We start from the raw sequence: 12,921 nt of genomic DNA, 5'->3' as shown, positions 1-12,921 counted from the left end.
AGAAAGAATTCGGAACATAGATGGGGGATAACGAAATGAGTTTGATAAGATGTACAAATGGTCACATGTTTAGTTCAAGGAGACATCGCAATATTTGTCCATATTGTAACGTGATGGTGGAGCAGGAGCACAGACAAAATAGCCCAACCGCTCCTGTCGTTGAATCAGATGATAAAACATTGCCCTATTTAGGAGAAATGGATGGAATTGATCCAGTAACAGGTTGGTTGGTTTGTATTGAAGGCCCTCAAATGGGTAGAGATTATCGCATCTTATCTGAAAAGAATTTTATAGGTAGAGCAGAAGATATGCATATCCGGATAGCAGGAGATAATTCCATCTCGAATCGTAATCATGCTGTCATTGTTTATGATCCAAAAAAGCGTAATTTTTATTTATTACCAGGTGATGCCTCTGGATTAGCTTATCTGAATAATGAAGCCGTTTATACACCAACGGAATTAGCAGCTTATGATGTTATTCAGTTAGGAAGAAGTATGTTTTTATTTATTCCATTATGTGGTGTTCACTTTGAATGGGAAAACAATCAAAGTGAGGAATGATGATATATGGACCAAAATTTAGTGCCTTACATAATTGCCTTAATTTTCATCATTATCCTCATCGTTTTGCTAATTATCAGAGGTATTCTAGCTCAAAAAATGGATAAAGGGAAAATTTATATTGGAAATGGCCAAACGATAGGAAGACGTGATGAACAGGATGATTATTTCTCCACAACCGAAACGACGCATGGCACAATTGCAGTGCTTGCAGATGGTATAAGTGGTTTAGCCAATGGTCGTATGGCCAGTACTATCGCTGTCACGACATTTATAGAAGAATTTAAAAGGCTTACTACCTTAAAAAATCTACCTAACTTTTTTAAGGATGCAGCGATGGCAAGTAATCATATGATTTTAGAAAATTTAAATGGCTCGAACGGAGGAACTACGTTAGTCACGGCTATTATCGACAATGAAGGTTTACTCCATTGGGGGGCTGTAGGAGATAGTGTTATCAAAATTTTTAGAAATGGCGAATTTATAGCGGTTAACCAAAAGCATATTTTTGAATCAGTGTTAACAGAGCGATATATATCAGGTGAAATAACTCAGCTTGAGGTGCAAGAAAATCCTCTGAAAAAGAGACTTATCAATTATTTAGGGTATGAAGGCTTTAAAAATCTTGATATTGGGAAGAGCCCTATTCAGCTAAATAGAGGCGACAAGGTATGTCTTTTTAGCGATGGAGTCTATGACACGTTAACAGAGGTTGAAATGGAAAAAATTCTCTCACAGCAAACTCCTCCCTATGATATTGCTCAAGACATTATTAAAGCTGTTGAACAAAAACGCTTAAAAAATCAAGATAATGCAACCATCGTTATTCTAGAAAAAACATGGTAAACATTTTACATGTTAAGGAGGAGTAATCATGAGAAAAGAAAACAGCGACTTTAAAACTAGTTTTCTATCCGAAGCTGGTTCATTTTTGCAGAACAAAGATTACTTTGCCTATACAGAGCTCGACGATGTAGCCTGCTGGGTAGCTGTAAAAGGGTTAGATTCTGATCAGGAAATAAGTAGCGCAGAACTTGCTGTGAAGGCAATTTTAGAAAAATTTATGGAAAAGCCATCCATGTCTAGAAGAAGTATTAAAAAATATTTAAGAAATGCGCAAGCTATACTTCAGGCTCAAAGCTTAAGGGTGAGATTAAAGGCAAGTATTGTTATGGTCGTATCTGATTACTCAAAAATGATTGTTGCAGTCGCGGGGAATTCGAGGCTATATCATTTTCGTAATGGTACTTTATCGTATAAAACCACTGATCAAAGCTTAGCGCAGGAGATCGTTAACAGCAGGAATCGTTCGCTGGATATAAGCCAGCACGAGGAAAGAAGCAACCTACTAAATTATCTTGGTAAACCTGAAGATTTTAAGCCCTTTGTTTCTAAGAAAATGAAGTTATTGGATGGCGATGTGTTAGTGCTTTGCACGGCGGGCTTTTGGGAGGATGTCAATGAGATTGAAATGGCCGACGCGCTGGAAGATGCGAAAGATCCTGAGCAATACACGGATTTATTAGAAGAGGTGCTTTTAAGTAGGCAAAGGAAGGTTGTAAATAATTATACAATTGCCACTATATTTGCTAATAAGGTTTATCAGGAAACAAATAAGAAAAAAATGAAGTACATTAAAATGATTGCTGCGGCATTAATTGTAGCTTTAGTCGTTGGGGGCAGTACCCTGTTTTATCAAGCGAAGCAAGCTAAAAAAATGGCAGAATTAACCGTTGAAATGAAGGACCATGAAAAGAGCGGAAATCTTTATTTTCAAGATGGAAATTATGAAAAAGCGCTTCTGGAATATAGTGAGGGCAGAAATGCAGCCAAAAAATTGAAAGATCCAATACATAGAAATTTACTGGCTAAAAAGTTAAGAATTACAGATCTCATCTTAAATGGAGATAAATCAGCCGAAGAAGGAAAATTTACAGATGCTCTTGAGCAATATGAAAAGGCTAAAAAAGAAGGAAAGCTCATTAAGAACTTTGGAAAGGAAGCAACTGAGCAAAGAATAGCGAATATGGATACGATTGTTCAAATTGCTGAAGCTGTGAAGGATGGAGATTTTCGATTTGAAGCAGAAGATTACAATGGTGCACTTGAAACATATGAAAAGGCAAGGAAAAAAGCTCTCACCATCTCCTATACTGGTGAGCCTCAAATAAAGACAAAAATAGAAGAGACAGAGGCTAAAATTGCTGAATTGAAAAAGGCCCAGAAGGAATTGAGGGCAGAAGGTTTAGAAAAAAGTGGAGATCAGAGCTATGCACGTCAAGAGTACGGAAAAGCGATTGAATATTACACACTTGCACAGGAAATTTATCAGGAGACAGAGCTACTGTCAAAGGTTTTAGGTCTTGAGCGAAAGGTTATGAACGCCAATGATAAATTAAATCCACCTCCTCAGGCACCGGCTACTGATATAGACCCATCTTACGAAGCGGCAATACCATTTGAAGAAGGGGCAGCTGCCAATGAGTCATCTGATGCTGAAGTGATGAAAGAGGGAAAGTAAAGTGATAAAAGAGCTCATGTATGAACGGTTACGCAAAATAGAGGATTTAGAGCAACGTCAACTGCTAAAAGATATTGTCAGTGGCGTTTTTGTAAATTTAATTGACTATCAGGATGAAATGAATAGAAAGCTTGAAGAGCGAGTATTTAACGAAATAGAAGATGTTGAGAATAGGTTTGACATTTATGTAACGCTTAGTTCAAAGGAGGATGTTGACCCGATTCATCAATGTTTATTTCCGATGCGACCAGCTGATTTAGAAACGAAAGTAATCGATACAGCTAACTTACTTCAATCGTTAAAAAACAAAGAACAAGCCGTCCTGTGTACTTTATTTCTAGAGTGTGACTCGATACAAATTCATCAGTTACTAGTTGAGGAACGATGCTTTAATGGAACTCTCGTCACAACAGAAGGACAAGTTGAGATAAAGGTAAGTCTTTCAAGAAATTCAGACTATTTGCAAGAAATCGATAAGCTATATCCGATATTCCAAATTAATGGATTGCCGTGGAAAACCATTAATCACCCGTACGCCTATAAATTTTTGGATGTAAATTTAGTAGATTGTCCCCCTTTAAATGAAGATACTGAAATCATTGAGATAATGGTTGATTTAGAGGAATACGAGTCAAAAAAGAGACTGGACATGGTTCCACTATGGAATATTGAACGACATGAGGTCAAGAATGTGGGGTTCCCCATTCCTGCTATCGATAAGATCAATTATGAGCATGTCCTTTCAATCCGCAAAACCGGCAACGAGCATGGGTATCTTGTTGAAGCGGATGAAGAGAATGTTCGTTACGTTAAACGTTCAGATAATGAATTAACCATTGTTTCACCACAAGACAAGTCAGGGGTTTGGCAGTTAATTAAAATTGCAAAAATGGAAGATGAGAAAATTGGAAAGCTTCATTATGAGCTTGTTTCCAATCGACGAATAGAGCATTTTATGCACAAATTTGCTAGTAAGTATACTGCAAATGTTAAAACGAAGGGGGAGATTACTAGGATGATTAACTCCTTCGAGGCAGCTGTTAGCGTTGAGCTAGTAGATGTAGATATAGTGGACTCTTTTTCAAGGGCAGGTATTACGCATTCAGCAAACCCTTTCTTAACAGAAATGATAGGAGAAAATAGTCATAAAAAAACGATGCTACTAAAGTTTAAGGCAAAAGCGAAAAAAGATTTTATAGCAAATGATATTTTGAGCTTTTTAGTATCCGAAGTACAACGACATTTCTTTGAATATAAATGTGTAGGTGTGTGGCTATGAATTATATTTGGGATTTGCTCATTAAAGCCGAGGATGAGGGACTTTCTAAAAAGGATATAAATTTTCATCTTGCCGAGACATATTCGCCCTATATGGAGCTTAGTCCTCAGTTTTTAAATACACAGTTGGTTGAGCAGCACGTCGAAGTAAATCCGTACTATCGCTACTTTGATATTTTTAACAACCTTTTTCATCCGGATAATACGTCTGATAGAGCGTTTAGGGAATATCTTTTCGACATCGTACTGCATTTCTTAGCTGACATTGATCGTATGCAGGGGATGAATAAAAAAGAGTTTTTTATTCGCTTTATTTTAAAAGATATCGAAGCGAATGTATTTGGCAATGTAGTACGTCAAAATATTCGTTCGTTTTCAAAAAAGGAACAAGAAATAGTGGTCCTGAACATGCTGAGACTGTACCAGACAGGGGATGAAATTTATTTATTAAAGGATACGCTAAAAAGGCTCTTTAAAGGTTGTTTCATCTATGTAAAATCAGAGGAGCAAGATGAGCTGCTTTTATATATAAGTCAGAAGAAGACAGAGCAGAATGAGCAAAAAGTACAACTCATACAGGAAATATTTTTGCCTATCAGCTTCCATTTAGAGGTTTATTGGCAGTATCACTTCGGCATAATCGATGCAGAGGAAACAATGAAGCTAGATCGAATAGCTCTTTACTAAACAGGGCAGAGGAGGGATTCGTAATGACGACTAAATATTCATATAAGCTGTATGCGAATAAGCGTTATACAGAAAAGAAATATATGACCTATACACGAGTAGAATTAATGGAAATGACAACCTTCCAGCTGAGGAATATATGTTATAAGGAAAAACTTGTGACAGGGCTTATTAACACATTAACTAGAGACGAGTTAATCGACAAAATTTTACGATATCGTGGCGCTGAAGAAAACCCTCTAATTAAAGAAAGTAAGGATGGGGGATTCGAAAGAGTAGAAGCAGCAATGCAGAAGTATTTAAAAACACCACTGTCTGACAATGGTGAGATAAAGATTCCTGCCAAAATGAGCTTATATAGCGGTATGAAAATTGATAAGCCAGATCAGTATTTCGTAGAAACCGGTGGATTTCTAGTTGAATCCAATGTACTGCTAGTCAATGAGCAGCTAGATCTTTGCGGCATCCTTCATGTTATAAAAGACGATCAGCTGCCAAACAAGTATTATTTTGCGGCAGATGAGGCATTAGAAATTCGAAAGACTAACAATAAAAACTACAGCTTTATATTTTTAAGAAAGCAAGATTCTGAGTATATCTATAAGACTTACTATCAGGAGACCCCACTTCCGCCTACAAATCTTCACTATTATAAGGTTCCAATACCAGATTTAGAGATTAAACAGCTAGAAACAACCGATGCGATTCTTGCTATTGATTTTGGAACTACCAATACAACGGCCGGTGTTTACTTAGAAAGTGATTATGTCTCTTCTCCTTGTAGCCACGACCTATTAAATGACAGAATTCAGCTAAATAGCATCAATTTTGTCCAGTTTCCCGATCCACTTCACCAAAATGAATGGATCGAAGTAGTGCCGACAGTCATGACAGTGGCAGATTGCTCAAATCAAGACCAAGTGAGCTATTACTATGGCTATGAAGCGTTAAAAATGATGAAAAAAAATAGCTACACTTCATTGGCAACGAAATTCCAAGGCATTAAACGCTGGGTTAGTAATTATGCCAAATTGGAAGAGATAATGGATGCGAACGGCAATACAGCACTTGTTCCGCGAAGTCAGATATTAAGAGAGTTTATGCTTTATATTATTCAAATGGCAGAGCATCAATTTAAATGTCGCTTCAAGCATTTACATATTTCGAGTCCTGTAAAGCTGAAAAATCAATTTTTAGATATGTTTCAGACAATTTTACCCGAATACAACATCGAAACGGAACATGCTCTCGATGAAGGGATGGCCGTTCTTTATAATACAATCGCCAATCAAATAGAGAATAATAGCTTCTTGGATGGGAAGGAATATAAGGCACTGGTCATTGATTGTGGTGGTGGAACAACCGATCTTTCCTCCTGTAAGTTTCGAATAGAGGATGGACATATTTCATACAAAATTGATATTCATACAACCTATGAAAATGGAGATACCAATTTTGGTGGTAACAATATTACCTATCGTATTTTCCAATTTATGAAGATTGTCTTTGCCAATTACTATAGTCGGGGAAAAAGTGCTTATGATATTGATGCACTAATTGATATTCCAGGCAAGGATATTTATCGATATGTAGACGATCATGGGGTTGATGAGGTATACAAACAATTTGAAAAAGCCTTTTCGGATGCTGAGTATATCATTCCAACTCGCTTTAAGGAATACGAAAATCGCACACGTGATGAATATTTACGTGTCCGAAATAATTATTATTTCTTATGGGAAATGGCAGAGGAAATGAAGAAAGAATTTTTCCGTAAAACAGGCATTTTAAGAAGCCGCTTTTATTCAGACAGTGATATGCAGCACGATAGCGATTTAAATGTGACAGCAGTAGATCGATGGTGCCTATCTCTGCTTGAAAACAATCAATTTAAGGAAGTTTATGATTATCCAAATGTCTTTTTCAACATAAAAGAAATTAATCATCTTATCAAGGCTGATATTTATGATATTGTGCGTGAGTTTTTAGAGGAATTTTATGAGAGCGGCCTTTTGGGCGAATACTCCATTATTAAATTAACTGGACAGTCCTGTAAGATTGATGCATTTCGTGAGGCTTTAAAAGAATTTGTACCAGGACGAAGCATTGAATTTAGGCAAAAAGCTGAAAATATTGGTAAAGTGCCAGAATTAAAGCTTGCTTGCCTTAGAGGAGCACTGCGCTATTTAAATGCGAAAAAGATAGGCATGATTGAAACAAAAGTGACAAATCATGCTCCTGTTGTACCTTATGCTGTAAGTGCCTTTACACATAATCGCCAGGAAAAATTACTTATTAGTAGCTTAGAAAGGCTAAACCAAATTCATGGTACTATTTCCCGTCCATGGGGTGTAACAGAAGTGGAGTTTTTCCTAACTGGCAGTGACAATCAGTCATCCTATAAATACACTTACTTTAATCGTCCTGAGAATTTTAAGCCTGTTCTTTATGAAAATATTGCGGCAAACTATTACGATAAAATTCCACAAGACGAGACGGATTCTATCATGAATGGCGAAGTGAAATTCTTTGTTTTTGCAGGCGAAGATCATTGGGGCTTCCATGTGGTGCCAGTAGCGCGAAAAGACGAACAACTGTTTATTGGAAAAAAAGAATTCTTCGCCTTTGAAGCTGATTTATCGGAACTAGATTTCTTTGACGGATTAAAGTAGAGCAAGCTCACGTGATAAAAAAGAAAAGAGGTGGGTGACAGCTTGTTTGCTAATCAATATCCACATTTTCATAAAGGTCGCATTTTAAAGCGAGAAATGCTGGAGAATTTACGAGATTACCCAAGAGATTTTTTAGATTTATATTTTCAAGATTATTCAAACGGCATCATTGCTGGTGTCCATATTATTGTAGCGGATACACGTCTTATCATTACAAAAGGCATAATTAAGCATAAAGGAAGGCTCTATTTGCTAGATAGTAGCTATGAGCTTCCTTATGAAGCTACAGGAAGTGAAACGATTTTAAAAGTACGATTTGCTGAAGAAGCAAATGACTTAGATTTTAGCAATTACACAACAGAGATTGTCTTAGACGATGCGTTAGAGCTTGCTCATAATGAACTAGAATTAGCGCGCTTTAAATTAAAATTAGGTGCCAAACTACGCTCACAGCATACCGATTTTTTCGACTTTGCGACAGAATATAACACCGTAAATTATCTTCATTGTCAGTATGCAGGGTTAGAAAAAAGCACCTACCATCCACTCATTTTGCAATACTTTGCACGAGAGCTTTTAAAAAACCGGCCTGCTAATCCGTATGATATTGCCTTTGCCTTAGAGTGCTTAAATCAGGAGAGAGTGCAAAGAGATGTAATTGATTTCTATATTTGCAACCGGCTAGAGTTGGACTATCAAACTTTATCTAATAGCCAAATTCATAAATATTTAAATCGTATTTTGTTGGAATCTAAGGGCGGTGGTCATATGAAAGGGATTGGTCAAGGGCGACCAAAGCGCATGATAGTTGATTAGTAGTCTACTAGTGGATTAAGATGCTGGCTCGTTAGGGGAAGAAAAGGAGATACGAATAACAAAGGAGGGGAAATAAAATGAATTTCATGGATGAAGAAGTCATTGAGATGACAAAGCATGCAAGGCAGAAGAAACGACTGGAGAACATCGAAAACCAATTGTTACATACTGACATCGTTCAAGCTATTAAAGAAGGCCAGCTAACGATTGAAGATGAAATGATTGAATTTGCAGAGAGTAGTTTTTATGAGGACCAAATTCGGATGTTTATTCCTACAGCTTTTGAAGAGATGGAACCTGAATTAATGGATATTAAATATCCATCAAGCCGTAGACCCGATTATATCTACACAAGTGAAAGTACATCTATTAACATCACGATGAAAATGATGGAGCAACAGATTCAAGAAGAGGAATTAGAAGATTTCACACAAACGATGATGAATATCCTTCGAAAATTACAGCCAGATGCTGATATGTTAGATATCGGCATAAAAGAAGTGGATGGTCGTCAAATCGGCTATTTCGATTTCATTACGAAGGCTCTAGATTCTAAAATTTACAATTTAATGTTTTTGTTTATGGTAGGCGATAATGTAGCAACAGGCTCCGTGAATTGCTTGAAAACAGAAATGCCTATTTGGCAACCAATTGCATACGGCATGATGGAATCAATCTCAATCGAAAACAAATCATTAGATGGAGAAGGTGTTGTTTGATGGAGCGAGTAAATAAGGAAACAGCTTTAACGTATAAAGATATGGTTGTGATGCCCTATAATATCCGCGTTAGTGAAATCGAAATTACACAACAAATGAACGAGCATGCAACATTGCGTTTAACAGGCGTGATTCCAGATGAACTTGAAGATTCCTACGTCTATATGACAGATGCAGAAACGGCCATTGAAGTATTACAAATTAGTAGCAATGGACAATCAAAACCTATATTTAATGGGCTTGCGTTGGATGTGCAAGTGAAAATGGTTATGGGTACGTATTATTTTGAGGTTAAAGCCGTTTCACATACGTATAAGTTAGATGTGAAGAAGAAAAATCAAACATATCAAAATGCAAGCATGCCCTATAGTGAATTAATCAATGTATGTATTGCCGATCAACCAGGCGCGGACTTTATGGACCATGTCACAAAGGGGGCTAGTCTTGGTAGCTTCACGATGCAATATTTAGAGACCGATTGGGAATTTCTTAAACGAATGGCATCGAGATTTCATACAGGCTTGGTGCCAGATACCATTCATGGGGCGGCAAAGTTCTACTTCGGTGTACCGTTTCAACCGGGCAACACACCAAAAATGGATGCCCTTAATTACCGAGTTAAAAAAGCAATCGGCAACTTCTTGATCTCTAGTAAAAATCATCTCGATAGCATTACGGATAGTGACTACATGTACTATGAGGTGGAGTCGACTCAATCATTCAAAATAGGTAATGAAGTTACTTTCCAATCAATGAAATTGTATGTGTATAAAATTGTCTCAAAGCTAAAAAATGGTTTATTAAAGCATATCTATACGTTAACACCACAAAATGGCTTTAGTGTCCACACGACTTACAATCAAGCTATTATTGGTGCCTCTATTCAAGGAAAAGTAATTGATGTGGCTGGGGACAAAATTCGTATTCATGTCAATTTTGATGAGGGACAAGAAAAGGACACGGCCTATTGGTTTCCATATTCAACAATCTATGCATCGGAAGATAATACAGGATGGTATTTTATGCCCGAGCTATCTGACAACGTTAGAATTTATTTCCCAAGCAATCGTGAGGATGAAGGGATTGCCATTAGCTCCGTATCAAAAGCACCTCCCCAATCCGGAGCAATGTTAGCAGCAACGAATCCTACTAGTCAAGATGGCGGTGGGCAATCAGGTGCTGCACCTTCAGAAGATAGTCGCCAAGATCCGATGCGAATGGCTGATCCAGATGTGAAAACACTGAGAACGAAGCATGGGAAACAAATTCTACTAGCACCTGATCGGATTGTCATTTCTGGTGGGGGATTAATGATTTCACTTATGGATGATAATGGTATTTCCATCATAAGTGATAAAAATATTAACTTAAAAGCAACAGATAAAGTCGTCATCAATGCGAAACAAATTATGATTAATGCAAATGAGAAAATTGAGATGACGTGTAAAGATAATTCCATCAAGATGGAAGATAAAATGGAAATTAAGGGAACGGAAGTACGAGCAAATTAGTGAGGAAGTGGATGCATGAAACGAGAAGAAGCATTACAGCATTTTATGGATGAATGCGTGTCAGTTCATGTCAGCCGATTGCAAGAGAAAGTTGTTCGACAGTTTCGCCAAAACAAGGAACTTTTGCTACAGCCAATCATTCACTCCCTTGAACAGCTGTTTGCGAATATTAGAGAGCAGCAAGGGCAGGGAAGATTAGCATCTGTTGCTTTTATTCATTTTTCATTGCTAAGAACGTCTTTGCTAGAAAACAAGTTTACGTATTTGCTAGAAGCCTATGGAGAAGCTTGGTATTACGAATGGACAGAATGCACGGCACAGTATGAAGCGGATTGGCTAAGTGAAGCAATTACAGAGTTACAAACAATACTTGAAAAAGAAAGAAAACCCTATCTCAGTATTCAAGCAGCGGACGTTCGAGTCATTATTCAGCAGACAGTTATCCTATTTCATCACTTTATCATTCAATTGATACGCTATCTCTTTCGCTATCAAAAAGAATGCGTACCAAAAATCAATTTTCAACGAACAGCGTGCTTACGTTTTCGTGTCGGTGAATATAAAGGGTTCAGTGAAGATGTTGCAATCATCGACGAACGGGAACGTGAGGAGAAGAACCTTCTCTTATGGTTAGAGAAAAAAGAGACCGACCAATCGTATACGTTTGAAAACTTCTCGAACCTTCCCTTACAGCAGATAGATTTCAATCAGATGGACTTTTCCTATGCGAATTTCAAAGAGAGTAATTTAGAAGGCTCCTCATGGAAACACAGTGTATGCATCGGTACTAGTTTTCAACAGTGTAGATTAGCCAATGCTGATTTTTCATATGCAGCCATTCAAGATGCTGATTTTCGACAGGCTAATTTAGCAGGTGCGAATTTTATTCATGCGCAGGGACAAACGCTAAGGCTTTCCAATTATGAAGTTGCGAGCTATCTTGGCACAGATTTCAGTAATGCAAATTTAGAAAATGCAAGATTTGAGTTTGCGCAGATGGCAGGTGCTAATTTTACAGGTGCCAATCTAAAAGGTGCAACCTTCTTTAAACGCGATCAAGAAAAGTATCTATTCAGCCCAGAACAGATAAAAGACATTCATTGGATTCATTAACTTTGTGCAAAAGTGATGTGGGAAAGCAATAGTGGTTACAGGAGGAAAAGATGGAGTATTTTATTCTGCGGCAAGATCAAAGTATTACCAATCCAATTATTCCTTTGAAGACAGACCTCGATGATGATTTTGTCTGTTCGTCTGTTTTGGGAGAAGTGATAGAAAAAGAGAATGCACTCTATTTGGATTATTTAGAAAAGCCTCGGAGAATCGTGTCTGAACAATTAAAAAAGTTATTAGTAAAATACGAGGATAATTTGGGATTTACAGCCATTGTTTTTACGGATGTTAAGAAAGGGACACAGCGCATCTATTGGCTATTAGACATTGTGAAAAAGCATTGTATTTCCCATGAAACGACGTATTATCCAGACGGACGTATAAAGGAGCTTGTGATTAACCCCAAAAAAGTGGAATTGGATTGTATTTTTCAGGTCGATAGCAAAAGGGAATCTTTTACCATCGTTAATTTAGATGTTGCAGAAAGTCTCTTAAGACGACCATTTCTTGGAATTCAGCTACAGCGTGTAAAGCTAGAGAGACGATAAACCATTCTAAAAAATTATAATGAAACACTGTTGCTACAGTGTTAACGCGAAATTGTTCACAAATAATCCGAAGGGAAGGATAGCAAATGGCTCAAGTTGTAGAAAATTTGGAGACAGAGGGTTCGGGACAAGAGCAATTTAGTTATGTGGTACATGGAGCAATCATTTCCTGTGAGCATGGTAGCCATCTGAATTATTTAAATTTACCACAGGATCATGGTGTTTATATAAAAGGCAAAGCCGTTATGAATGTAGGCGATCGAAATCCTGAAAATATCCCAACCTTTGGTGTTTGCTTGAAATTAAAAAAGCCTTGTACGCCAGCATGTTCCATCGACTGGATGGAAGGGATGGAAAATGTCAATATCGAGGGGAAGCAAGCGCTATTAAACCGTTGTCATACGCAATGCTCTGCAGGCGGAGGAAAAATCGATATAGTTCATGATGGACAAGAGGATTTGGAAATACCAAAACAAGGTTTTTAAAAAAATAA

Annotated in this window: 12 protein-coding genes; all 12 read left to right on the top strand. The window is 37.3% G+C overall.

Annotated elements, in window-relative coordinates:
- The first annotated feature begins 35 nt into the window (after positions 1-35).
- The gene (locus OU989_RS14215; protein ID WP_274793687.1) at positions 36-563 is read left to right on the top strand and encodes an FHA domain-containing protein; all 528 of its coding nucleotides are present in this window, start codon (positions 36-38) and stop codon (positions 561-563) included.
- A gap of 6 nt (positions 564-569) precedes the next feature.
- Positions 570-1,409 carry a PP2C family protein-serine/threonine phosphatase gene (locus tag OU989_RS14210; RefSeq protein ID WP_274793686.1) on the top strand — a complete coding sequence of 280 codons (840 nt, stop codon included), beginning with the start codon at positions 570-572 and terminating at the stop codon, positions 1,407-1,409.
- A gap of 28 nt (positions 1,410-1,437) precedes the next feature.
- Positions 1,438-3,084 carry a serine/threonine protein phosphatase gene (locus OU989_RS14205; protein ID WP_274793685.1) on the top strand — a complete coding sequence of 549 codons (1,647 nt, stop codon included), beginning with the start codon at positions 1,438-1,440 and terminating at the stop codon, positions 3,082-3,084.
- Position 3,085: 1 nt separating this feature from the next.
- Entirely contained in the window at positions 3,086-4,363 is a 1,278-nt protein-coding gene (locus OU989_RS14200) for a normocyte-binding protein (RefSeq protein WP_312507604.1), read from the top strand.
- Positions 4,354-5,049, top strand: coding sequence for an iron-dependent peroxidase (locus OU989_RS14195; RefSeq protein ID WP_274793684.1), 696 nt, complete (start codon positions 4,354-4,356; stop codon positions 5,047-5,049). The genes OU989_RS14200 and OU989_RS14195 overlap by 10 nt, the downstream gene beginning before the upstream one ends.
- 23 nt (positions 5,050-5,072) lie before the next feature.
- A complete protein-coding gene (locus OU989_RS14190) occupies positions 5,073-7,721 on the top strand; it encodes an acetate and sugar kinases/Hsc70/actin family protein (RefSeq protein WP_274793683.1) in 2,649 nt (882 codons plus the stop codon).
- 42 nt (positions 7,722-7,763) lie between these two features.
- Positions 7,764-8,537: a DNA and RNA helicase gene (locus OU989_RS14185; RefSeq protein WP_274793682.1), complete on the top strand. Its 774-nt coding sequence runs from the start codon at positions 7,764-7,766 to the stop codon at positions 8,535-8,537.
- A 77-nt stretch (positions 8,538-8,614) separates the two neighbouring features.
- Complete coding sequence (locus OU989_RS14180) at positions 8,615-9,256, top strand: hypothetical protein (protein WP_274793681.1); 642 nt, start codon at positions 8,615-8,617, stop codon at positions 9,254-9,256.
- Entirely contained in the window at positions 9,256-10,767 is a 1,512-nt protein-coding gene (locus tag OU989_RS14175) for a phage baseplate assembly protein V (RefSeq protein ID WP_274793680.1), read from the top strand. The genes OU989_RS14180 and OU989_RS14175 overlap by 1 nt, the downstream gene beginning before the upstream one ends.
- Before the next feature lie 15 nt (positions 10,768-10,782).
- Positions 10,783-11,880, top strand: coding sequence for a pentapeptide repeat-containing protein (locus OU989_RS14170; protein ID WP_274793679.1), 1,098 nt, complete (start codon positions 10,783-10,785; stop codon positions 11,878-11,880).
- Between the two features lie 50 nt (positions 11,881-11,930).
- Positions 11,931-12,428 carry a hypothetical protein gene (locus tag OU989_RS14165; protein WP_274793678.1) on the top strand — a complete coding sequence of 166 codons (498 nt, stop codon included), beginning with the start codon at positions 11,931-11,933 and terminating at the stop codon, positions 12,426-12,428.
- An 86-nt stretch (positions 12,429-12,514) separates the two neighbouring features.
- The gene (locus OU989_RS14160; RefSeq protein WP_036075055.1) at positions 12,515-12,913 is read left to right on the top strand and encodes a DUF4280 domain-containing protein; all 399 of its coding nucleotides are present in this window, start codon (positions 12,515-12,517) and stop codon (positions 12,911-12,913) included.
- The last annotated feature ends 8 nt before the right edge of the window (positions 12,914-12,921 follow it).

The organism is Lysinibacillus irui, from assembly GCF_028877475.1.
In the GTDB taxonomy this organism is placed as follows: domain Bacteria; phylum Bacillota; class Bacilli; order Bacillales_A; family Planococcaceae; genus Lysinibacillus; species Lysinibacillus irui.
Note: the sequence above shows the minus strand (reverse complement) of the source record. Positions and strands in the feature narration are given on the sequence as shown.